We start from the raw sequence: 22,751 nt of genomic DNA on the forward strand, positions 1-22,751 counted from the left end.
CCCTCGCACGCTCCGCCGCCGCTTCTTCAGCCTCCCTCGCACGCTCCGCCGCCGCTTCTTCAGCCTCCCTCGCACGCTCCGCCGCCGCTTCTTCAGCCTCCCTCGCACGCTCCGCCGCCGCCTCGGCTTCTTCTCGGGCCCGTCTTTCGACGTTCGCAGGAACTGAATCGATAAGGATCCGGGAGTGGCCGTTCCGCGGCTTGACGTCCCCGTAAATGGTGTACGTAAAAAGCGCCACGCCAGCAGCCTGCGCGAAGGCGACCGCCTGCTGCGTGAAACCGGAAAGCGCGAAGAAGAGAACGGCATCGTGGCTGTGTCCGGCACCCTTGAGTTGCTGAATCTCCGGGGCGCCAACGGGACCCGAATAGTGCTTGACCTGAGCGACAGCGTCACGGGATACGACGTCAATACCACCGTCAGTTCCACTGCCCGTAAGCCTGACCTCAGCGAGCTGAAGGATCTCACGCATGTACCAGGCCGCCAACTCCTCGGCATCCCGCCAGTCAGCGAGCAGGACCTCGCGGCCATGGCGCGACGGTTTGAATGGGACAAGCATGGGCACTACATTACTGACGATCTCGGGCTCTCCAGCGTAGCCGAACTGCTAGAGCTCGACGCTATCCAAACGTGGGCCAAACGCAGCAAGGCAGACTGGACGCTCAACGCAGTGCCGGGCGGGTGGAAAAAAGACCCGGACGCGGTCGTCTGCGGGCATTAGGTTCTCGTGGCGGAAAGCAACATCGACAATTGGGTACACGCTTTTCCGAACATGTCCCATCGTGCGCGGAGTTGGCGTGGACGGTGCACATACCGGGAAGCCCGGAATTCAAGGCGATGAGCATGTCCAGGCTCTCGGCCTCCCTGACCTCACCGACCACCAGCCGGTCCGGTTGCTCCGCAGAGCCTCCTTCACGAGCCGCTGCAACGGAATCTCCCCGGCCCCTCCAGATTCGGCCGCCGGCACTGCAGCCCCACGACGTCCAGGAGCGGAAACTGCAGTCCGAAGAACTCCTCCACCGTGATGACCTGGCGCTCGGCACCGGCCGGCCGTCTCCTCGGTTCCCTTGCCGCGATGCTGGCTCCCGGTGGAGAACATGCCTCGGACCTGGACATCCTGCATCCTGACCGGAGGCCTTCGGCACGGTGCCCTCGAACGCGACGGCGTCCCGGTTCTTCGAAGGCACCGTGACCAACCCGGAACTGTTCGGCTACGGACTTGAAACCCTCCTCCGGTCCCTGCGGTCTCGGGCACGGCCCGCCGCCGGGGACCGGAACGCGGCCCTGACCGCGACAGCCGCGGACACGCTCATCATCGACATCGACGCGTCCCTGGTGACCTCGCACTCGGACGTGGTCTTCACGGTCCTTGGGTTGTAGGCAGGTGTTCCAGCTATCTTCGACTACCACCTGCCGCGGGTAACCGTCTCCGTCGTGCCCGAAACACGTCCTCGCCCTTAGTCCTCTGGGGAAGTCTGCTTCTGATGCTCCTCCCGGGCTCAACCGTTCAAACCGTGGCCCGGACGGGAAACGTTACTCATACTCAGTTCACCGTGGCCAATCTGACCTTCGAGCGGGTACCAATGAGGCGCTCCTTTGCCGCGGGCCGACTGCCGGAGAGCGAGGAACCAGTGCTGCCGGGAAGGATCTCACTCAACTTCGCGATTTCCAGGATGTGCTCAGAAGTGAAAATGATCTTTCCCTTTCCCCAACACACATGCGGGAAGCGTCCGCTGGCCGCGCCATCGCGCAGCCATGACTCTGTGCAGTGCATCAGCGCGGCAGCTTCAGCGGGCTCAAAAAATTCGATCTCCACGGGAACTCCAAAGGGAAGGCGTTGCTTTCCACCTTCATGGCCCCGTGGAGACAAGCCGACATGACGGGGAGCGCGGGACAGTCACAGGCTCCCCGAGGCCCACATCCGCACGCCGCCACGCAGGGCAGCATAGCCATCACCGCAGAAAGGCTGTCACAGAGCGCTCAGTAGCGTCAGCACCGGCTTGCAGCGCCTCGGGCATCAAGTGCCCGTAGACCTGCTCGGTAGTCCGTGTAGAGGCGTGCCCCAGCCGGCGCGAGATGGTGAACAAGGGCACGCCGTCCTGGATCAACCAGGATGCGTGAGTATGGCGAAGGTCATGGATCCGTGGGTTCTTGGTAAGGCCGATAGCCTGGGCCGTGTGAACCGCAGGAACCCAGTAGTGCTGCCAGTAGAGCTTGTGAATGATTCGCCCGCCCCTGGGCGTCGTGAACACAAGTTCTTTTCCCGGCCTGCTGGCAACCAGCGGGATCAACAATTCAACAAGCGCCGGGTTCAGGCCGATAGTCCGTTTGCCCGCACCGGTCTTTGTGGCCCCGACATAAAACTTCGACTGTCCGTCGCGTTTCCAGGCTTTGTTAATCCGGGCTGTGGGCGGTTTGGAGAGCAGATCCACATCCGCCACAGTCAGTGCGGTTGCTTCCCCGAATCGGGTGCCGGTCATGACCAGGAAGTTAGTGAAGGCCTTGTAGCGCTCCCCCATCCCCTCCATGATGAGGCTGAACTCAGCATGGGTGAGGAACATGGCCTCGTCCTCAGCCTTCTCAATGGGCGGCAACTGCACGCCCCGGCAAGGGTTCCGCGGAATGTACCCCAGCATCTCTGCAGTATTCATTGCGGCGGAGATGAGGCCATGAACGTTATGGACTGTCTTGGGCGCAAGCCCCTTTGCCATCATCGATTTCACCCAGTGCGCGAGCAACCGATAGTCGAGCTTGTCCGCCGGAACATGACCGATGACATTGCGGACATGGAGATCCAACATGGTTTGGTACGTCTTGATGGTTCCGCTCGATGGCCGAATCAAGAGATCAATGTGCTCTTGGATGACTTCAGCGATGGTGGGTGTGCGTTTGGCGTTGGAAAGGATGGCGTGCTGCGCAATCTCGAAGGATTGTCCGTTGGCGTCCAGAAGCCTTTTCAGGGTCTCAGCTTCGACGTGAGTGGCGACGGTCAGGCCCTGCTGCTCGCGGCTCTTCGGGTCCCGCCACAACACCATATAGGACGATGTGCCGTCCTTTTTGGCGCGTTTTCGAATGCTTGCCACACAAAAAACGGTACGCCGCTGTCAACACTTTGGGCGGTTTTGTCAACACCCAAAGAGGAAACAGGCCGCTGACCTGCGGAAACACTGTGCCCGAGGTGGGACTCGAACCCACACACCTTTCGATACCGCATTTTGAGTGCGGCGCGTCTGCCAATTCCGCCACTCGGGCGCGGAGTACACCGGTGTAACAATCAGCCTGCCACAGTGCTGTGAGCAACGCGATCGCTTCCAGTGCGCGAAATTACTCTACATGCAGATAGGCTGAATTCCAGAATCGCGCCAGTGACGCCGCATCGAACCAAACCGGTCCAAGTACATCGGCGGACAAAACCTATGATGGTTGAGTTCCCGCCGTACCTTTCCAAGGAGTTCCCGTGTCAGAACAGACGGAGTCAACCCCCACTTCCCAGCCGGCGCGCCGCGTTGTCGTCGCCGAGGATGAGACCCTCATCCGCCTGGACATCATCGAGATCCTGCGGGGCGAAGGCTACGACGTCGTCGGCGAGGCGGACAACGGCGAAAAGGCCGTCCAGCTTGCCGAGGAGCTCAAGCCCGACCTGGTCCTGATGGACGTCAAGATGCCGGTCATGGACGGCATCTCGGCCGCGGAGAAGATCGTCAAGGCCCGGATCGCCCCCGTGGTCCTGCTCACCGCGTTCAGCCAGAAAGAGCTCGTGGAGCGCGCCCGCGACGCCGGCGCCATGGCGTACGTGGTCAAGCCGTTCACCCCGGCGGACCTCATCCCGGCTTTGGAGATCGCGCTGTCCCGCCACGAGGAAATCAAGGCCCTCGAGAGCGAGGTCACCGACCTGCAGGAGCAGTTCGCCACCCGCAAGCTCGTGGAGCGCGCCAAGAGCCTCCTGACCACCAAGATGGGCCTGACGGAACCGGAAGCCTTCCGCTGGATCCAGAAGACCTCGATGGACCGCCGCCTCAGCATGCGCGAGGTCGCCGAAACCATCATCAACCAGGTCAACTAGCGGCAAACGGCGCCGGCCACGCTCCGCGGCCGGAACCCGCGCACGCAAAGCACCAAGCACCAAAGCCCCAAGCACCAAAGCCCCAAGCACCAAGCACCAAAAAGGGAGGATCCCCGCCAGCCGGCGGGGATCCTCCCTTTTGCGTTCAAGCTATCAGAACTAGGCCTGGACCCGGTTCTTCTTCTTCTTTTCCGGCCACGGGCCAAGCTTGTCCTTGGCCACGGCGGCTTCGCCCTGGCCGCCGAAGTCGGCGAGGTCGCCCACCTTGTGGACCTTCAGCAGGTTCGTCGAACCGGCCTTTCCGGGAGGTGAACCGGCGGCGATGACCACCAGGTCACCGTCCTCGACGACGTCGAGCTCCAGCAGGCTGCGGTCAACCTGGGCCGTCATCTCGTCGGTGTGGCCCACCATCGGGACCAGGACCGGCTGGATGCCCCACGTCAGGGCGAGCTGGTTCCAGACGTGCTCCACCGGGGTGAAGGCGAAGACCGGCCTGATGGGGCGCAGACGCGACAGGCGGCGTGCCGAGTCACCGGACTGCGTGAAGGTGCAGATGTACTTCGCTTCCAGCTGATCGGCGATCTCGACGGCGGCGCGGGTGATGGCGCCGCCGCGGGTCTTGGGCTTGGTGCCCAGCGGGGGAACGCGCTCCAGGCCGTGCTCTTCGGTGGACTCGATGATCCGGGCCATGGTCTTGACCGTCTCGATCGGGTACTTGCCCACGCTGGTCTCGCCGGAGAGCATGACCGCGTCGGCACCGTCCAGCACCGCGTTGGCGCAGTCGGAGGCCTCGGCGCGCGTCGGGCGCGGGTTCTCGATCATGGACTCGAGGACCTGGGTGGCCACGATGACCGGCTTGGCCCAGCGGCGTGCCAGTTCGATGGCGCGCTTCTGCACGATCGGCACTTCCTCGAGGGGAAGTTCCACACCGAGGTCGCCACGAGCCACCATGATGGCGTCGAAGGCGTCGATGATCTCGTGCAGCTGCTCCACGGCCTGCGGCTTCTCGATCTTGGCGATGACCGGCACACGCCGGCCTTCCTCGTCCATGATCTCGTGCACGCGGACGATGTCCGAAGCATCCCGGACGAAGGACAGGGCAACCATGTCCACGCCGCGGCGCATGGCCCAGCGCAGATCGTCCTCGTCCTTTTCGCTCAGCGCCGGCACGTTGACGGCAACGCCGGGCAGGTTGATGCCCTTGTTGTTGGAAACCCAGCCGCCGACAATCACTTGGGCGACCACCTTGACGTCGTCGACGTCAATCGCGCGGAGGGCGACCTTGCCGTCGTCGATCAGCAGGGCATCGCCCGGGTTGACGTCCTCTGTCAGGCTCTTGAGGGTCGTGGAGCAGATGTCCTTGGTGCCCGGAACGTCCTCGGTGGTGATCGTGAACGTGTCACCGACCTCCAGGAGGTGGGGACCGTCGACGAAGCGTCCGAGGCGGATCTTCGGGCCCTGCAGGTCGGCCATGATGGCCACGGCCTTGCCGAGCTGTCCCGCAGCCTTGCGGACGTTCTCGTAGGTGTTGTCGTGCACGGAGTAATCGCCGTGGCTCATGTTCATGCGTGCCACGTCAACGCCGGCTTCCAGCACGGCCAGCGTGTTGTCAAAGCTTGCGATTGCCGGTCCGAAAGTGGCCACGATTTTAGCGCGTCTCATATACCTACCCTACTGGTGTGTTGCATGGATTAAGTTGAAGTGCGGATGAATCCCGGAGGTCCTGTGGGACTACAGAACAGCCATCGCACGGTCGGTCGGCGCCACGGGTGCCGGCAGAATGGTGCTGCCCATCAGGAACTTGTCCACCGCGGCCGCGCAGGCCCGCCCTTCGGCGATGGCCCAAACGATGAGCGACTGGCCGCGGCCGGCGTCGCCCGCGACGAAGATGCCTTCAGTGTTGGTCATGTAGTAGCCGTCGCGTGCCACGTTGCCGCGGCCGTCAAAGTCGGCCTGGACCTGGTCGGTGATCCCGGCCGGCTCGGCGCCGGTGAAGCCCAGGGACAAGAAGACGAGGTCCGCCGGAATGATCCGCTCGGTGCCGGCCTTCGGCAGGCGTTTGCCGTCGACGAATTCCGTCTCCGCAACCTTGACGCCCCTGAGTTTGCCGTTTTCCCCGACGAACTCCACGGTGGAGGCGAGGTAGGTGCGTTCGCCGCCTTCCTCGTGCGCGCTGGCGACCTCGAACAAGGTGGGGAACGTCGGCCAGGGCTGGTGGCCGGCCCGCTCGACGGGCGGCTGCTTGCCGATCGCCAGTGTGGTCACGGACGCGGCCTGGTGACGGTGCGCGGTGCCGAGGCAGTCGGCGCCGGTGTCGCCGCCGCCGAGGATGACCACGTGCTTGCCCGCGGCATTGATCTGGTTCTCCACGGTCTCCCCCGCCACCACCCGGTTGGCCGGCACGAGGTAATCCATGGCGTAGTGGACGCCGTCGAGGTCGCGGCCCGGGATCGGCAGGTCACGCGGGACGGTGGCCCCGGTGGCGATGACGACGGCGTCGTACCGGCGGCGCAGCTGCTCCCACGTCACGTCGGTGCCGACGGCCACCCCGGTGCGGAACCGGGTGCCTTCGGCCTTCATCTGCTCCAGCCGGCGGTCCACCTGCTCTTTTTCCATCTTGAAGTCGGGGATCCCGTAGCGCAGGAGGCCGCCGATCTTGTCGTCGCGCTCGTACACGGCCACAGTGTGGCCCACCCGGGTCAGCTGCTGGGCGACGGCGAGCCCGGCGGGGCCGGACCCGACGACGGCGACCGTCTTGCCGGTCAGTCGCGCGGGCGGCAGTGGGTTGACCCAGCCGTTCTCGAAGGCCTGGTCCACGATGGACACCTCGACCTGCTTGATGGTCACCGCGGGCTGGTTGATGCCGAGTACGCAGGACGCCTCGCAGGGGGCAGGGCACAGCCGGCCCGTGAATTCGGGGAAGTTGTTGGTGGCGTGCAGCCGCTCCATCGCTTCCTCGCCCTTGTCCCGCCAGACGAGGTCGTTCCATTCCGGAATGAGGTTGCCCAGCGGGCAGCCCTGGTGGCAGAACGGGACGCCGCAGTCCATGCAGCGGCCCGCCTGGCTCTTCAGGACACCCTTTTCCTGGGCCTCATAGACCTCTTTCCAGTCCATGATGCGGACCGGGACGGGACGGCGCGGCTGGGTTTCACGCTGACGTACTTTCAGAAATCCGCGTGGATCAGCCACCGGTCACCTCCAGGATTCGAGACCAAACTTCTTCGCCGTCGGGGTCCAGGCCCTCTTCGATGGCGTCAAGACGGGTTTGCAGGACGGCCGCGTAGTCGCGCGGCAGCACCTTGGTTATGCGGGCTGCGGTGTCATCGAAGTTCTCGAGGAGCCGTGCCGCGAGCAGCGACTCGGTTTCCTCGAGGTGCTTGACGAGCAGCCCGTGGACGATGTCACGGTCCTCGGCGTCGAGCTCGCGCAGCTGCAGCTCGCCTGACTCGAGGGCCTGCTTGTTGACGCGCTCGGTCTGCAGGTCCAGCACGTAGGCCGTGCCCCCGGACATGCCGGCGCCGAAGTTGCGTCCAGTGCGGCCGATGATGAGCGTCTGGCCGCCGGTCATGTACTCGCAGCCGTGGTCGCCGATGCCTTCGACCACAGCGGTGGCGCCGGAGTTGCGGACCAGGAAGCGTTCGCCCACCTGGCCACGCAGGAACAGCTCACCGCTTGTGGCGCCGTAACCGATCACGTTGCCGGCGATCACGTTGCGCTCGGCCGGGAACACGTTGGTGCGGTCCGGCCGGACAATGATGCGGCCGCCGGAGAGTCCCTTGCCGACGTAGTCGTTGGAGTCGCCGAACATGCGCAGCGTGATGCCGGCCGGCAGGAATGCTCCGAGCGACTGCCCCGCGGTGCCATTGAGCGTGATGTCAATGGTGTCCGTGGCCAGGACGTCGGTGCTGAAGGTCTTGGTCACGACGTGGCCGAGCATGGTGCCGACGGAGCGGTCCGTGTTGATGACGTTCACGGAGATCTTCACCGGCGTGCGGTCGCTCAGCGCTTCGGCCGCCATGGCGATCAGGCGCTGGTCGAAGTGCTTGTCGAGTTCGTGGTTCTGGCCGGTGAGGTTGCGCAGCGGCGCGTCGTTGTCGAACTCGAGCCCGTGCAGGATCGGATCCAGGTCCAGCCCTTCGGCCTTCCAGTGGTTGATCGCGTCGCGGGAGTCGAGCATCTCGGCATGGCCGATCGCCTCCTCGATGCTGCGGAAACCGAGCTCGGCGAGGATTTCGCGGACTTCCTCGGCAAGGAATTCGAAGAAGTTCACCACGAACTCGGGCTTGCCGTTGAACCGGGAGCGCAGCTCGGGGTTCTGGGTTGCGACGCCCACCGGGCACGTGTCCAGGTGGCAGACGCGCATCATGATGCAGCCGGAGACCACCAGCGGGGCGGTGGCGAAACCAAACTCCTCGCCGCCGAGCAGCGCGGCGATCACGACGTCGCGGCCGGTCTTGAGCTGGCCATCGACCTGAACCACCACACGGTCGCGCAGGCCGTTGAGCATGAGCGTCTGCTGGGTCTCGGCGAGGCCGAGTTCCCACGGGACACCGGCGTGCTTGAGCGAGTTCAGCGGCGAGGCGCCGGTACCGCCGTCGTGCCCGGAGACCAGCACGACGTCGGCCTTCGCCTTGGTGACGCCAGCCGCCACGGTGCCGATCCCGACCTCGGAGACGAGCTTGACGTGCACCCGGGCCGAGGGGTTGGCGCGCTTGGCGTCATAGATCAGCTGCGCGAGGTCCTCGATCGAGTAGATGTCGTGGTGCGGGGGCGGCGAAATGAGGCCGACGCCGGGCGTCGAGTGCCGCGTGCGGGCCACCCAGGGGTAGACCTTCTGCGCCATCAGCTGGCCGCCTTCGCCGGGCTTGGCACCCTGGGCCATCTTGATCTGGATGTCGTCCGCGTTGGACAGGTACAGGCTGGTGACGCCGAAGCGGCCGGAGGCGATCTGCTTGACCGCGGAACGGCGGATGGGATCGAGCAGCCGGTCCACATCCTCGCCGCCTTCACCGGTGTTGGACTTGCCGCCCAGCCGGTTCATGGCGATCGCGAGGGTCTCGTGGGCTTCCTTGGAGATGGAGCCGTAGCTCATGGCGCCGGTGGAGAACCGCTTGACGATGCTGGAAACCGGTTCCACTTCCTCAAGCGGCACCGCGGGACGCGAACCGGCCTTGAACTTCAGCAGACCGCGCAGGGTCATGAGGTTCTCGGACTGGTCGTCAACGCCGCGGGTGTAGGCCTTGAAGATGTCGTAGCGGCGTTCACGCGTGGCGTGCTGGAGCCGGAAGACGGTCTCGGGGTTGAACAGGTGGGGTTCGCCGTCGCGGCGCCACTGGTATTCGCCGCCGCCGAGCAGGGGCTGGTGCGGCAGTTCGATGCCGTTCTCGGGGTAGGCCATGCGGTGCCGGGCCAGGACTTCGGCGGCAATGACGTCGAGGCCGACGCCGCCGAGCTGGGAATGCGTGCCGGAGAAGTACTCGTCCACGAGGTCCTGGCCGAGGCCGAGGGCTTCGAAGGTCTGTGCACCGGTGTAGGAGGCCACGGTGGAGATGCCCATCTTGGACATGATCTTCAGGACGCCCTTGCCCAGGCCCTTGATCAGGTTGTAGACGCCGTCCTGCGGGGTGACCCCCACGACGTCGCCGGAGGCGATGAGCTGCTCCACGGATTCCATGGCCAGGTACGGGTTCACGGCGGAGGCGCCGTAGCCGATGAGCACGGCGACGTGGTGGGTCTCGCGGACGTCGCCGGCTTCCACCACGAGCGCGGTCTTGGTGCGGTTGGCGCTGCGCAGCAGGTGGTGGTGCACGGCGCTGACCAGCAGCAGGGACGGGATCGGGGCCCACTGGGCGTTCGAGTCTCGGTCTGAAAGCACCACATACTGGACGCCGCGGTTGATGGCGCCGGAGACCTGCTCACAGATTTCGGTGAGCCGGGCCCGGAGGGAGTTCTCGCCGCCTTCGGGGCGGTAGAGTCCGCGGACCTTCATGGCGACCTTGCCGCCGTCGGCGCTCTCGATGTTCGCGATCTTGGCGAGCTGGTCGTTGTTGATCACGGGGAACGGCAGCGAGACCTGCGGCTGCCGGACCTGTTTGGTGTCCAGCAGGTTGCCGTTCGGGCCGATTGCGCACGTCAGGGACGTGACGAGCTCTTCACGGATGGCGTCCAGCGGCGGGTTGGTGACCTGCGCGAAGGACTGCACAAAGTAGTCGAAGAGCAGCCGCGGGCGCTTGGACAGCACGGCCACCGGGGTGTCCGAGCCCATGGCACCGAGCGGTTCGGCGCCGGTGCGGGCCATCGGGCCCAGCAGGATCTTCAGTTCCTCGGTGGTGTAGCCGAACGTGCGCTGGCGGATGTTGACCGAGGCGGCCGTGTGCACGACGTGCTCGCGTTCGGGCAGGTTCTTGAGGTCGATCAGGTTGTCCTTGACCCATTCGGCCCAGGGGTTCGCTGCGGCAACCTCGGCCTTGACCTCGGCGTCGTCGATGATCCGTCCGGCCCCGGTGTCCACCAGGAACATCTTGCCCGGCGAGACGCGGCCCTTCTTGACCACCTTGGAGGGTTCGACGTCGATCACGCCGACTTCGGAGGCGAAGACGATCAGGCCGTCCTCGGTGATCCAGTACCGGCCCGGGCGCAGGCCGTTGCGGTCCAGCGTGGCGCCGACCAGGTTGCCGTCCGTGAAGGAGACGGCCGCAGGGCCGTCCCACGGCTCCATGAGCATCGAGTGGTATTCGTAGAAGGCGCGGCGGGCCGGATCCATGGTGGCGTGGTTTTCCCACGCCTCCGGGATCATCATCATGATCGAGTGCGTGATGGGCCGGCCGGAGAGCCAGAGCAGTTCGGCGACCTCGTCGAAGGAGGCCGAGTCCGAGGCGCCCGGGGTGCAGATCGGGAACAGTTCTTCGGGTGAGTCCCCCAGCAGCGGGCTGGCGAGCTGCGACTGCCGGGCCCGCATCCAGTTGCGGTTGCCCTTGACGGTGTTGATCTCCCCGTTGTGCGCGATGGTGCGGAACGGCTGGGCCAGCGGCCAGGACGGGAACGTGTTGGTGGAGAAGCGCGAGTGGACAATCGCGAGCTTGGTCTTGAAGCGCTTGTCCGACAGGTCCGGGTAGAACGGCTCGAGCTGCGCGGTGGTGAGCATGCCCTTGTAGACGATGGTCCGGGAGGAGAGCGACGGGAAGTACACGCCGAACTTGTTCTGGGCGCGCTTGCGGATCCGCCAGGCGCGGGAATCGAGCTCATTGCGTTCGAGGGTTTCCCCGGTGCTGGAGGCGAAGAACGGCTGCGAGAAGTACGGCATGCAGGCCCGGGCCATGGCCCCGACCAGGTCGGCCACGATCGGGACTTCACGCCAGCCCAGGACGGTCAGGCCCTCGTCCGCGGCGAGGCCTTCGATGCCGGCGCGGGCGGCGTCGGATTCGCGCTGCTCGGCGGGCAGGAACGCGGTTCCCACGATGTACTGGCCGGGGGCCGGAAGTTCGAAGTCCGTGACTGCGCGGAAGAATTCGTCCGGCACCTGCATCAGGAGGCCGGCGCCGTCGCCGGTACCTTCATCGGCGCCCACGGCACCGCGGTGCTCGAGGTTGCGCAGGGCGGTCAGGGCGGCGTCGACGATGTCGTAGCCAGGCTCACCGCGGAGCGTGGCGATGATGGCCAGGCCGCAGGCGTCCTTCTCGTTCTCCGGATTGTAGAGTCCGGCAGCGGCCGGAATCGCCGCGAAGCGGCTGAAGGGTGACGCGGCAGCCGAGGGCTGGTCCGGATCGGACCAGCTGGGGCTGTGAAGAGTTTGGGTCATTGGAGACGTCCTTCCTCCTGATCGTGCGTATGGGAGGGACAACATTGGCCCCACTCGGCACGCCGGTGTGTGACGGGCGCAACAGAGTGTTTTTCTAACTGGAATTGTAGGCCAGCCCGGCCTCCTGTACTAACAGTTACGCAGGTGCTGGCCCGGGCTTGCATGGACAGCTTCGATCTGCTGTCCACACCAAGCCCCCTTGCCACGACGCTGTGGAGTCGGGTCCGGTGAGCGGTGGCTCCGGTCAACCCGAGGTGCCGGCGCTGAGCTACTTGGTGCCCTCAGCCTCCGGCGCGGTTCCAGTTCCCTGGCGGCCGGAAACTCCGGCTGCCGGAGCCCCATTGGCGGGCGCGGTGCCGCCCGTGGAGTCCCTGTCCGCATCCTCGGATGCGCGAACTGGTCCGCTTTGGTTATTCCGGAGATTAGCACGGGATTCACTATCTGAGACAGCGGCGTCCGAATGGCGGATGGTTGCCGCGTCTGCGGGAACGGTAGCGTGGGCGGCGCTGTCGGCGCCGCTGGCGCGGTCAGCGCTGTCGGCGTCGGTCGCGTCAGCGTCCGGCTTTGACTCTGCCGACTTTTCCTCAGCCGGCACAGTCTCCGCCGGCTTTGTCTCTGCCGGCGCGCGGCTGGGGAGGAACGGGGTGTCCGGCTCGGAGCGCTTGCGCAGTCCGAGGAGGATGAAGGCGAGCAGGGCTCCGGCGAAGACGATGATGCTGGTCCAGACATTGAGCCTGGTGGTGAGCCCGAAGAGGGTGATCTGTTCGGCGTCGTCGATCCGCATGGCCTCGATCCAGACGCGGCCCAGGGTGTAGTACATGGCGTAGACGCAGAAGAGGCGGCCGCGGCGGAAGCTGAATTTGCGGTCCAGGGCCAGCAGGATCAGCACGCCGGCCAGGTTCCACAGCGACTCGTAGAGGAACGTCGGGTGGAAGAGCGTGTCCGTCGGCATGCCGGCGGGGAAGTTCGGGTTGTTGGGGTCGATCTGCAGCCCCCACGGAAGCGTGGTGGGGCCGCCGAAGAGTTCCTGGTTGAAGTAGTTGCCCCAACGGCCAATGGCCTGGGCCAGCAGCAGCCCGGGGGCCGCGGCGTCCATAAAGGCGCTCAGCTTCACCCCGGCACGCCGGCACCCGATCCAGGCGCCCACGGCGCCGAGCACGACGGCGCCCCAGATGCCCAGGCCGCCGCGCTGGATCTGCGGGATCAGGGACAGGTCCCCTGTGCCGTCGAATCCCGGGCCGAAGTAGGCGTCCGGAGAGGAGAACACGTGGTACAGCCGTCCGCCGATAATGCCGAACGGGATGGCCCAGATGGCGATGTCCCAGACGCTGCCCTCGGGGGCGCCGCGGCGTGCCCAGCGGACCGAGGTCAGCCACAGGCCGGCAATAATGCCGGCGAGGATGCACAGGGCGTAGGCGTGGATGCGCAGGGACCCCCACGGCAGCGGGATGTCGAATCCGGACCAGCTGGGGCTCGGAATGCTCGCGGGAATCATCGCCGCCGCGTGGAGGACTGACTGCATTGCTTAGGCTTCTTCCTTGGTAAGGCCGGTGCTGAGGTCTTTCGTCAAGGAGGCTACCGCATCCACGCCGCCGTCCCGGATGGCCGCGACGAGGGCGGTGCCGACAATCACGCCGTCGGCGTACTCGGCGATCTCGCGGACATGGCTGGCGGTGGAGACGCCGAGGCCCACGCAGACGCGCTCGGCGCCCGCGGCGTGCGCTGCGGCGACGACGTCCCTGGCCGCGGAGCTGACCGAGGTCCGGGCGCCGGTGACGCCCATGATGGAGACGGCGTAGACGAAGCCGCGGCTCGCGTCCACCGTGCGTTTCATGCGTTCGGGCGAGGACGAGGGAGCCACGAGGAACACCCGGTCCAGGCCGTACTTGTCCGAGGCCGCCATCCATTCGGCGGCCTCGTCCGGAATGAGGTCGGGCGTGATGAGCCCGGCTCCCCCGGCCTCGGCCAGACGGCGGGAGAACTCGTCCACGCCCATCCGGACCACGGGGTTCCAGTACGTCATGACCAGCACGGCGGCGTCGGTCTTGCTCGTAATGCCGCGGACGACGTCGAAGACCTCCCGGACGTGGAAGCCCTTCGCGAGGGCCTCCGTCGTGGCAGCCTGGATGACCTGGCCGTCCATGACCGGGTCCGAGTACGGGATGCCGATCTCGATGAGGTCGGCGCCGTTCTCGGCCAGGGCGATGCCGGCGGCAATGGTGTCTTTAACGCTCGGGTAGCCGGCGGGCAGGTAGCCGATCAGAGCCGCCCGGCCCTGGGCGCGGGCGCGGTCAATGGCCGCGGCCGACTTGCTGGCGTGCTGGGTGCCGTCCTGGCTGATGCTCACAGCTGTTCCCCCTCTTTGGCGATTTCGGCTTCAGGTGAGTCCTTGTCCAGCAGGTCGAACCATTCCGCGGCCGTGGCCACGTCCTTGTCGCCGCGGCCGGAGAGGTTCACGATCACGATTTTCTCTGAGGCGTCTGTTGCCTTGCCTGCCGCCGCGTCTGCGGCGAGCCGCTGGCCCACCTTGATGGCGCCGGCGAGGGCGTGGGCGGACTCGATGGCGGGGATGATGCCCTCGGTGCGGCACAGGAGGCGGAAGGCCTCCATGGCTTCGCTGTCCGTGATGGGCTCGTAGCTGACCCGGCCAATGTCGGCCAGGTAGGAGTGCTCGGGGCCGACGCCGGGGTAGTCCAGGCCGGCGGAGATCGAGTGCGACTCGATGGTCTGGCCGTCGTCGTCCTGCATGAGGTACGAGCGGGCGCCGTGCAGTACGCCGGGTTTGCCGAGGGTGATGGTGGCTGCGTGGCGTCCGGTTTCGACGCCCTCGCCGCCGGCTTCGAAGCCGTAGATCTTGACCGAAGGGTCATCGAGGAAGCCGTGGAAGATGCCGATTGCGTTGGAGCCGCCGCCGATGCAGGCACAGACGGCATCCGGCAGCCGGCCGGTCTGGTCCAGGATCTGGCCGCGGGCTTCCTCACCGATGACCTCGTGGAAGTAGCGGACCATCGCCGGGAACGGGTGTGCTCCGGCGGCGGTGCCCAGCAGGTAGTGCGTGTTGCCCACGTTGGCCACCCAGTCGCGCAGGGCCTCGTTGATGGCGTCCTTGAGCGTCTGGGATCCGTTGGTGACCGGGATGACCGTGGCGCCGAGGAGTTCCATGCGGGCCACGTTGAGGGACTGCCTGCGGCAGTCCTCGGCGCCCATGTAGACCACGCATTCCAGGCCCAGCAGGGCTGCGGCCGTGGCGCTGGCCACGCCGTGCTGGCCGGCGCCGGTTTCGGCGATGACGCGGGTTTTGCCCATTCGCTTGGCGAGCAGCGCCTGCCCCAGGACGTTGTTGATCTTGTGCGAGCCGGTGTGGTTGAGGTCTTCGCGCTTGAGGAAGATCCGCACCCCGCCGGCGTGCTCGGCGAAGCGCTTGGCCTCGGTCAGCAGCGATGGCCGGCCCGAGTAGTTCTTGTTCAGGTCGGCGATCTGGGCCGTGAACTCCGGATCGGCCTTGGCCTTCTCGAAGGTGTCCTCGAGCTCGTCCAGGGCCGCGATGAGCGACTCTGGCATCCACCGGCCGCCGTAGTTCCCGAAGTAGGGCCCCGGGGCGTGGCGCAGGGACGGTTCGCCCTGCGCGGGATGCTCCGCGGGGCGGCCGCCCTGCAGGAACGCGTCCACGGCACTTTCGTCAGAGCCGGCTGCTGGTGCATCGACCATCAGTCTCACCATCCTGTTCCACTGCTAGCTTTGGGGATCTGCTGATGAGATCCGCTCATTGGTCCGGGCAAAATCGCGGGCCCGGCACCGCTCACGGTCCGGACGGAGGCGCCAGGACCGGCCCGCCTCAGGCGCGCGCGGCGATTGCCGTCGCGCCGGCAGCCATGAATTCGGCGATCCGCTCGCGGGGCGTCGCGTCACTGACCAGCGCCTCGCCGACCAGGACCGCGTTGGCTCCGCGGGCCGCGTAGTGCTTGACGTCCTCGACGTCGCGCACACCGGATTCGGCGACCACGAGCGCACCGGCGGGAATGCCGCCGGTCAGCGCCGCGAAGACGGAACGGTCGACGTCGAGCGTCTTGAGGTTGCGTACGTTGACGCCGATGATCCGGGCTTCCGCGGCGACTGCGCGCTCGATTTCCTCCGCCGTATGGGTCTCGACCAGCACGTTCATGCCGAGCTCGCGGCTGAGGGCCGTGAACTCACGCAGCTGGGCGTCCGAGAGCGAGGCCACGATCAGCAGGATCAGGTCGGCGCCGTGCGCCCGGGCCTCCCAGATCTGGTACTCGTCAACCATGAAGTCCTTGCGCAGCAGCGGAATGTCCACGGCGGCCCGGACGGCGTCGAGATCGGCCAGGGAGCCGCCGAAGCGGCGCTCCTCGGTCAGGACGCTGATCACGGCGGCCCCGCCGTCGGCGTACTGTGCGGCGAGGGACGCGGGATCGGCGATGTCCGCGAGCTGGCCCTTGGACGGGCTGCGGCGCTTGACCTCGGCAATCACCTTGAGCTGTTCCCGGGTGCTTGAGGTCCCGCCGAGGGCGGCCCAGGCGTCACGGGCGGGCGCCGCCGCGGCGGCACGCTCCTTCAGCTCCGCGAGCGTAACCAGACGCTGGCGCGCCTGCATATCCTCCCTGACACCGGCATTGATGTCGTCGAGAACGCTCACGCTCAGTGGCCGGAGTTCTTCAGCTTGCTGCCGCCGACGCCGTAGCCGGCCTTGCGCATGGCCCAGCCGGCGAGCAGGCCAATCACCATAACTGCGGCACCTGCAACGAAGATCGGGGTGTTGGCGATGACGAAGGCGATGGACGCAATGAGGGCGCCGATCAGCATCACGATCACGCAGGTCCACGCGGCCGGGCTGTTGCCGTGGCCCGGCGCTTCGCTGTGATCGACGTCGTCGTAGACGCCCTTCGGCGCAGCGGACGTGGATGCGGAAACAGTGGCTTTGCTCATTGAAATCTCCTCAGGATGAATACTGCTTACATTCTGCCATTTTTTGACCGTATTTTTGGCCGCGTTGCTTTGGCAGCGTTACTGGCCGCGTTGCCGGTCGCGCCCGCGGCATCGGTTCAGGTGGGGTCGTCACCGCGGGACAACCGGTCCCAGCTGTCAATCTCGTCCGCGGGGGCGGCCGGCGCATGACCGCCAGCTGCAGTTCCGCCGGCGGGCCCGGCGGCGGCCGCGTCATATTTGGTGCGGGTCTTCCAGTAGCGGCCAGCCGGCACGATCGCCAGGGCGCTGAGGCCCAGCAGGGCTCCGGCGACGACGGCGAGGACTGGGAACACTGTTACGTCCACCTGCACGCTGCTGCCGCTGATTCCGGTGGCGGCCGCGATCGATCCCTGCGCCGCGGCCAGCGGGTCCGCCAGCACGACGGCCGCCGCGGCGACGATGCCCGCGGCCGCGAGGAGGATGATCGCCGTGATGACCCAGCGGGCCACGCGGCCGGCGATGGAGGCCGCGAGGCCGCCGGCGAGGGCCACAAGCGCCAGGGCCGTCACGGTGGTGGCAGCCTTGCTGCCCTGGACCTGCAGGCCGTCCTGGCTTGCCACGGCCGCGCCGAGCTGCGTGGGATCGAGGTGCACGGTGAGCCAGGTCTGGGTGGTGGTCCCGAACACGGCAAGGGCCAGGGCAGCGATCACCAGGACCAGGGTGGACTTGCGGGCCCAGCCCGGAACGGCGGCCCGCCCGGTGCTCTTCACAGTGCTCTTCACAGTGTTCTTGGCGGTGTTCTTGGCGGTGGCTTCCGGCTCCCCCATCAGGACTCGGCTCCTGCGTCGGGTGCTGCGTCAGTGATTGCGTCAACGGTGATGTTGTGCAGCGACCTGGCCGTGTGCACGGCGCGCAGCGGGGCGGCGGCCTTGTTCACGGTTTCCTGGGCCTCGGTCGGGTTCACCGAATCTGCGACGATTCCGCCGCCGGCCTGGACGTACGCGCGTCCTTCCCGGAGCAGGGCCGACCGGATGGCGATCGCCATGTCCATGTCCCCGGCGAAGTCCAGGTACCCCACCACGCCGCCATAGATGCCGCGCCGGTGCGGTTCAAGTTCGTCCAGCAGGCGCAGGGCCCGCGGCTTCGGGGCGCCGGAGAGGGTGCCGGCCGGGAACGTGGCCTTGAGCACGTCGTAGGCCTTGGCGGCCGGGGCGAGCTCTCCGACCACGGTGGACACCAGGTGCATGATGTGGCTGAAGCGCTCGACTTCCATGAATTGCGTGACGTCGACGGATCCAGCCACGCAGACCTTCGAGAGGTCGTTGCGGGACAGGTCGACCAGCATCAGGTGCTCGGCGCGTTCTTTCTCGTCCGCCAGCAGTTCCTCGGCCAGGGCCTTGTCCGCCTCGACCGTCTTGCCGCGCGGGCGTGAGCCGGCGATGGGGTGGGTGATGACTTCGTCCCCGGTCACGGTGACGAGGGCCTCCGGCGAGGAGCCGACGATCGTGTATTCGCGGCCGGCGGCGTCCTCGAAGCTGAAGAGGTACATGTAGGGGCTGGGGTTGGTGTTCCGCAGGACCCGGTAGACGTCGAGGGGGTCGGCGCCGCACTCCATTTCGAAGCGGCGGGAGATCACCACCTGGAAGACCTCACCGTCCACGATCGCCTCCTTGCCGCGGTCCAGGGCGGCCAGGTACTCGGTTTCGTCCCAGCGCTCCTGCACACTGGACGCGAAATCCAGGGCGGCCGTCTCCAGCACGGAGACCGGCTGCTCCACGGGGCGGCTGATCTTTTCGAGCAGGGCTTTGACGCGGGCGACGGCGTCATGCCAGGCGTCGTCGACCCGTTCGGTGCTGTTGTCGAAGTTGATGGCGTTGGCGATCAGCAGGACGGTGCCGTCCATGTTGTCGTGGACCGCCATGTCGGTGACCAGGTTGAGGGCCATTTCCGGCAGTTGGAGGTCGTCCTCCGGCGGGCTGGTCAGTTTCTCCCAGTGCCGGACGGTTTCCCAGCCCAGGAACCCGACCAGGCCCGAGGTGAACGGCGGGAGGCCGTCGAAGCGCTCGGTGCGCAGCGCGGCGACGGTGTCGCGGATGGCGTCCACGGGGTTGCCGTCCAGGGGCACACCGACCGGGGGCTCGCCCAGCCAGTGCGCGCTGCCGTCCTTGGTGGTCAGGGTGGCCCGGGAGCGGGAGCCGATGAAGGAATAGCGCGACCAGGCGCCGCCGACCGCCGCCGATTCCATCAGGAACGTTCCGGGCTGGCCATGGGCGAGCTTGCGGTAGAGCCCGATCGGGGTTTCGGCGTCAGCCAGCACCTTGAGCCGGACGGGGATGACGCGGCTGTGGCCTGCGAGTTCGCGGAACTCTTCGAGGCCGGGGCTGATGATTCCTAGGTCCTGCATGGCTGTGCTTTCCGCCTGTTCTTTAGGTGGACCTGCGACCGGATCCGGTCATGGGATCCTGCCTGGGGTCCGGTTCGTGAAGCTGTGGAAGCGCCGGGGCGCTCTGCCGGTGTGCCGGGCACCTAGCCTCCGTGGCCAACGACGGCGTCGAGCTCGCGGCCGTCGAAGCACGTCCGGGTTCCGGTGTGGCAGGCCGCGCCGACCTGGTCGACCCGCACCAGCAGCGCATCGCCGTCGCAGTCCATGGCGAGCGACTTGACCCACTGCACGTGCCCGGAGGTGTCTCCCTTGCGCCAGTACTCCTGGCGGGAGCGCGAAAAGAACGTCACGCGCCCGCTGGTCAGGGTGCGGTGCAGCGCTTCGTCGTCCATCCAGCCCAGCATCAGCACCTCGTGGGTGTCGAATTGCTGGACGATGGCGGCCACCAGCCCGGCGCTGTCGCGCTTGAGCGCGTCCGCCAGTCCGGCCGGAAGGGGGCTGCCGCTGACGGAACTGCGATCGACGGCGCTGCCGTTAATGGCGCTGCCGTTGATGGGGCTGGGGGCGGAGGCGGGCTGCTCAGACATCAGATCAAGTCTAGTGCCTCCGGGCCGGTCGCCGGCCTGCGGACAGGTCCCGCCGCTTAACACTGGCGCGCCAACCGGCCCGGCGCCGCGGTCCGGCCCTGCATCATGCGGCCGGCCGCGGTTGCGGCGGCGATTCCTGTGCCCACGCACGGCCGTCTCGTGCTAGTTTCACAAGTGATGCATTTCGTCGAACCGTCCCGAGAAGTCCTGGCCGAAACCCTGCTGGCGGCCGGCCCTGATGCCGCCACGCTCTGCACAGGTTGGCTCACCCGCGATCTTGCCGCGCACCTGTACCTGCGCGAGCGGAAAATCGCCGTCGGACTGGGCCTGCTCATCAAGCGCCTGTCCAAGGCCTCGGACCAGGCGACGGCCGAACTGGCGGGCACCCTGAAGACCACCGAGGACTACGCCAAGCTGGTCAACGACTTCCGGGCCGGTCCCCCGGCGCTGTCCCCGCTGCGGATCAAGGCGCTGGACGAAAGCTCCAACCTGATCGAGTACTTTGTGCACACCGAGGACGTCCGCCGCGCCGTCGACCGCTGGGCCCCGCGCGCCCTGGACCAGGCCTACTCGGACGCGCTGTGGGATGAGCTCGTCAAGCGGGCCGCGATCCTGTACCGCGGCGTGGATCTGGGCATCGTGCTGGTGAGCCCCTCGGGTCCGCGGCATGTCGCCAAACGCGCCCCCGTATCCGTGGCCATCGTCGGCGAACCGGGCGAGCTGCTCATGCACGCCCACGGCCGCACCCGCCACGCCCTCGTGACCTTTGAAGGCCAGCCGGACGCCGTCGCGCTCCTGCAGTCCGCCGAAGTCGGCCTCTAATCCCCACCCGGCGGGTGGGGACTAGCGGACTTCGAAGCCTGCGTCGCGGATCGCGGCCTTGACCTGCGCAATCATGTCCAGCGGGCCGAAGTGGAAGACCGAGGCCGCCAGGACGGCGTCGGCGCCCGCTGCCACGGCCGGCGGGAAGTGCTCCGGCTTGCCGGCGCCGCCGGAGGCGATGAGCGGGACCTTGACCCCCGCCCGCGCCAGGCGGATCAGTTCCAGATCGAAGCCGTCCTTGGTGCCGTCGGCGTCGATCGAGTTCAGCAGGATTTCACCCACCCCGCGGTCGGCCGCTTCCCGCGCCCAGGCGATCGCGTCGATGCCTGTCCCCTGCCGTCCGCCGTGCGTGGTGACCTCGAAGCCGGACGGGGTGGGCTGCGAGCCCGGACGGGTCCGGCGCGCGTCGAGGGAGAGCACCAGGACCTGGGAGCCGAAGTGCCGGGTGATCTCGTCGATCACGTCCGGCCGGGCCACGGCTGCGGTGTTGATGGCGGCCTTGTCCGCGCCGCAGCGCAGGAGTTTGTCCACCTCGGCCACGCCACGGACCCCGCCGCCGACCGTCAGCGGGATGAAGACTTCCTCGGCGGTGCGGCGGACGACGTCGAACGTGGTCTCCCGGTTGCCGGAGGACGCTGTGACGTCAAGGAAGGTCAGCTCGTCGGCGCCGCTGTTGTCGTAGCGATGCGCCAGTTCCACCGGGTCCCCGGCGTCGCGGAGGCCCTCAAAGTTGATGCCCTTGACCACGCGGCCGGCGTCGACGTCGAGGCACGGGATGACGCGCACGGCAACAGTCATGGCTTCTCCTGGTACTTGCAGGCGGGTAATTGCTGCAGGGTGGTTGCTGAAGGTTTTCCTGGCGGGACCCGGCGGGGCGGGGAGCCTAGATGCGGCAGGCGTGGATGCTGCTGACCAGGATGGCGCGGGCGCCGAGGTCGTAGAGCTCGTCCATGATCCGGTTGGTTTCCCGCTTGGGCACCATCGAGCGGACGGCCACCCAGTCCGAATCGCGCAGCGGCGACACGGTGGGCGACTCCAGGCCGGGGGTGAGCCCGGCGGCCTGCTCGACGAGTTCCTTGCGGATGTCGTAGTCCATCAGCACGTACTGCCGGGCCACGAGGACGCCCTGGAGCCGGCGGATCAGGACCTCCGTGGCAGGGTTCTGCTCGCCCTTGCGGCCAATCAGCACGGACTCCGAATTCAGGATCGGCTCGCCGAAGATCTCCATGCCGGCAGCCTTGAGCGTGGTGCCGGTCTCGACGACGTCGGCAATCGCGTCGGCGACGCCGAGTCGGACGGAGGATTCCACGGCGCCGTCAAGGCGGACCACCTTGGCGTTGATGCCGCGTGCGGCCAGGTAGCCGCGCAGCAGTCCGTCGTAGCTCGTGGCCAGGCGCTTGCCCTCGAGCTCGGCGACCGTGGTGAAGTCGCCGACCGGGCCGGCGAAGCGGAACGTGGAAGCGGCGAAGCCCAGCGGCAGCAGCTCCTCAGCCTCGACCTCCGCGTCGAGCAGCAGGTCGCGGCCGGTGATGCCGACGTCGAGCGTTCCCTGGCCCACGTACACAGCAATGTCACGCGGGCGGAGGAAGAAAAACTCAATGTCGTTGTCCGGGTCCACCATGACAAGCTCGCGGGTATCGCGGCGCTGGCGGTAGCCTGCCTCGGCCAGCATGGCCGCGGCAGCTTCGGACAGGGATCCCTTGTTCGGGACGGCAACTCTAAGCATGGGAAAAGTCTCTCTTGGGTGTGGAAGTCTCTGTTGGGGCACATCGGCCACGCGGTGCACGGGATCCGCCAGCGAAGTCATGGCGGTGTCCGGTGCGGGCGCGGCTACAGATGCTTGTAGACGTCTTCCAGGGTGAGTCCTTTGGCGAGCATCAGAACCTGCAGGTGGTAGAGCAGCTGGGAAATTTCCTCGGCGGCGGCCTCATCGGATTCATACTCCGCAGCCATCCAAACCTCGGCTGCTTCCTCCACGACCTTCTTGCCGATGCCATGGACTCCGGAATCCAGTTCGGCGACGGTGCGGGAGCCCTCCGGGCGGACGGCTGCCTTTTCACTCAGTTCTGCGAACAGCGACTCGAAATTCTTCACGCCCCCAAGCCTACTTGCTCCCGGCGCGGGAACGCCCGCCGGGGCGTTGCATGACGGCGGAGATGTGAGGCACTACATATCCAG

19 protein-coding genes, 1 tRNA gene and 2 pseudogenes are annotated in these 22,751 nt (G+C 66.9%); 3 read left to right on the forward strand and 19 right to left on the reverse strand.

Features of this window, described 5'->3' with window-relative positions:
* Nucleotides 1–556, reverse strand: a 556-nt coding sequence (locus AC1DZV_RS17890) for a restriction endonuclease (RefSeq protein ID WP_476954286.1), incomplete at its 3' end; no start/stop codon positions are given.
* Between the two features lie 220 nt (nucleotides 557–776).
* A pseudogene (locus AC1DZV_RS17895) lies at nucleotides 777–1,041 on the reverse strand (ATPase, T2SS/T4P/T4SS family); the annotation flags it as partial.
* 4 nt (nucleotides 1,042–1,045) lie between these two features.
* Between AC1DZV_RS17895 and AC1DZV_RS17900 the strand changes: the two are divergent.
* A pseudogene (locus tag AC1DZV_RS17900) lies at nucleotides 1,046–1,350 on the forward strand (IS1380 family transposase); the annotation flags it as partial.
* Between the two features lie 190 nt (nucleotides 1,351–1,540).
* On the opposite strand, the gene AC1DZV_RS17905 reads toward AC1DZV_RS17900, so the two are convergent.
* The 3 genes from AC1DZV_RS17905 to AC1DZV_RS17915 all read right to left on the reverse strand — a co-directional run bounded on the left by AC1DZV_RS17905 (nucleotide 1,541) and on the right by AC1DZV_RS17915 (nucleotide 3,249).
* Nucleotides 1,541–1,813: a hypothetical protein gene (locus AC1DZV_RS17905; RefSeq protein WP_476954287.1), complete on the reverse strand. Its 273-nt coding sequence runs from the start codon at nucleotides 1,811–1,813 to the stop codon at nucleotides 1,541–1,543.
* Nucleotides 1,814–1,949: 136 nt separating this feature from the next.
* On the reverse strand, nucleotides 1,950–3,080 hold the full coding sequence (locus tag AC1DZV_RS17910) for a tyrosine-type recombinase/integrase (protein WP_476954288.1): 1,131 nt from the start codon (nucleotides 3,078–3,080) through the stop codon (nucleotides 1,950–1,952).
* An 87-nt stretch (nucleotides 3,081–3,167) separates the two neighbouring features.
* Nucleotides 3,168–3,249: transfer RNA gene (locus tag AC1DZV_RS17915), tRNA-Leu, on the reverse strand.
* A gap of 205 nt (nucleotides 3,250–3,454) precedes the next feature.
* On the opposite strand from AC1DZV_RS17915, the gene AC1DZV_RS17920 reads away from it, so the two are divergent.
* Nucleotides 3,455–4,060 carry an ANTAR domain-containing response regulator gene (locus AC1DZV_RS17920; RefSeq protein ID WP_018772478.1) on the forward strand — a complete coding sequence of 202 codons (606 nt, stop codon included), beginning with the start codon at nucleotides 3,455–3,457 and terminating at the stop codon, nucleotides 4,058–4,060.
* Between the two features lie 159 nt (nucleotides 4,061–4,219).
* Here AC1DZV_RS17920 and pyk read toward each other — a convergent pair whose 3' ends face one another.
* The 11 genes from pyk to hisI all read right to left on the reverse strand — a co-directional run bounded on the left by pyk (nucleotide 4,220) and on the right by hisI (nucleotide 19,751).
* Nucleotides 4,220–5,722, reverse strand: coding sequence for a pyruvate kinase (gene pyk, locus AC1DZV_RS17925; protein WP_243179062.1), 1,503 nt, complete (start codon nucleotides 5,720–5,722; stop codon nucleotides 4,220–4,222).
* Nucleotides 5,723–5,791: 69 nt separating this feature from the next.
* Nucleotides 5,792–7,249 (reverse strand): glutamate synthase subunit beta, encoded by a 1,458-nt coding sequence (locus AC1DZV_RS17930; protein ID WP_476945567.1) that lies wholly within the window; start codon nucleotides 7,247–7,249, stop codon nucleotides 5,792–5,794.
* The gene (gltB, locus tag AC1DZV_RS17935) at nucleotides 7,242–11,858 is read right to left on the reverse strand and encodes a glutamate synthase large subunit (RefSeq protein WP_476954289.1); all 4,617 of its coding nucleotides are present in this window, start codon (nucleotides 11,856–11,858) and stop codon (nucleotides 7,242–7,244) included. Before gltB ends, AC1DZV_RS17930 begins: the two co-directional genes overlap by 8 nt.
* A 268-nt stretch (nucleotides 11,859–12,126) precedes the next feature.
* Nucleotides 12,127–13,380: a prolipoprotein diacylglyceryl transferase gene (lgt, locus tag AC1DZV_RS17940; protein ID WP_476954290.1), complete on the reverse strand. Its 1,254-nt coding sequence runs from the start codon at nucleotides 13,378–13,380 to the stop codon at nucleotides 12,127–12,129.
* Nucleotides 13,381–13,383: 3 nt separating this feature from the next.
* Complete coding sequence (trpA, locus tag AC1DZV_RS17945) at nucleotides 13,384–14,205, reverse strand: tryptophan synthase subunit alpha (protein ID WP_476950214.1); 822 nt, start codon at nucleotides 14,203–14,205, stop codon at nucleotides 13,384–13,386.
* A complete protein-coding gene (trpB, locus tag AC1DZV_RS17950) occupies nucleotides 14,202–15,566 on the reverse strand; it encodes a tryptophan synthase subunit beta (protein ID WP_476950213.1) in 1,365 nt (454 codons plus the stop codon). The genes trpA and trpB overlap by 4 nt, the downstream gene beginning before the upstream one ends.
* Nucleotides 15,567–15,693: 127 nt before the next feature.
* Nucleotides 15,694–16,512 carry an indole-3-glycerol phosphate synthase TrpC gene (trpC, locus tag AC1DZV_RS17955; RefSeq protein ID WP_476954291.1) on the reverse strand — a complete coding sequence of 273 codons (819 nt, stop codon included), beginning with the start codon at nucleotides 16,510–16,512 and terminating at the stop codon, nucleotides 15,694–15,696.
* 2 nt (nucleotides 16,513–16,514) lie between these two features.
* Entirely contained in the window at nucleotides 16,515–16,802 is a 288-nt protein-coding gene (locus AC1DZV_RS17960) for an HGxxPAAW family protein (protein ID WP_018772470.1), read from the reverse strand.
* A gap of 116 nt (nucleotides 16,803–16,918) precedes the next feature.
* Nucleotides 16,919–17,608 carry a Trp biosynthesis-associated membrane protein gene (locus tag AC1DZV_RS17965; RefSeq protein WP_476954292.1) on the reverse strand — a complete coding sequence of 230 codons (690 nt, stop codon included), beginning with the start codon at nucleotides 17,606–17,608 and terminating at the stop codon, nucleotides 16,919–16,921.
* Nucleotides 17,608–19,185, reverse strand: a complete 1,578-nt coding sequence (locus AC1DZV_RS17970) for an anthranilate synthase component I (RefSeq protein ID WP_459384448.1) — start codon at nucleotides 19,183–19,185, stop codon at nucleotides 17,608–17,610. The genes AC1DZV_RS17965 and AC1DZV_RS17970 overlap by 1 nt, the downstream gene beginning before the upstream one ends.
* A 122-nt stretch (nucleotides 19,186–19,307) precedes the next feature.
* Entirely contained in the window at nucleotides 19,308–19,751 is a 444-nt protein-coding gene (gene hisI / locus AC1DZV_RS17975) for a phosphoribosyl-AMP cyclohydrolase (RefSeq protein ID WP_476954293.1), read from the reverse strand.
* Nucleotides 19,752–19,928: 177 nt separating this feature from the next.
* On the opposite strand from hisI, the gene AC1DZV_RS17980 reads away from it, so the two are divergent.
* Nucleotides 19,929–20,573 carry a TIGR03085 family metal-binding protein gene (locus AC1DZV_RS17980; RefSeq protein WP_028277041.1) on the forward strand — a complete coding sequence of 215 codons (645 nt, stop codon included), beginning with the start codon at nucleotides 19,929–19,931 and terminating at the stop codon, nucleotides 20,571–20,573.
* Between the two features lie 21 nt (nucleotides 20,574–20,594).
* On the opposite strand, the gene hisF is transcribed toward AC1DZV_RS17980, so the two are convergent.
* From hisF to AC1DZV_RS17995, 3 genes are all read right to left on the reverse strand, one after another.
* Nucleotides 20,595–21,371, reverse strand: a complete 777-nt coding sequence (gene hisF / locus AC1DZV_RS17985; protein WP_026536975.1) for an imidazole glycerol phosphate synthase subunit HisF — start codon at nucleotides 21,369–21,371, stop codon at nucleotides 20,595–20,597.
* Between the two features lie 85 nt (nucleotides 21,372–21,456).
* Complete coding sequence (gene hisG, locus AC1DZV_RS17990) at nucleotides 21,457–22,299, reverse strand: ATP phosphoribosyltransferase (protein WP_028277039.1); 843 nt, start codon at nucleotides 22,297–22,299, stop codon at nucleotides 21,457–21,459.
* Nucleotides 22,300–22,403: 104 nt separating this feature from the next.
* Nucleotides 22,404–22,667: a phosphoribosyl-ATP diphosphatase gene (locus tag AC1DZV_RS17995; protein ID WP_018772463.1), complete on the reverse strand. Its 264-nt coding sequence runs from the start codon at nucleotides 22,665–22,667 to the stop codon at nucleotides 22,404–22,406.
* Between the last annotated feature and the right edge of the window lie 84 nt (nucleotides 22,668–22,751).

The organism is Arthrobacter sp. P1_D12 (assembly GCF_056406175.1).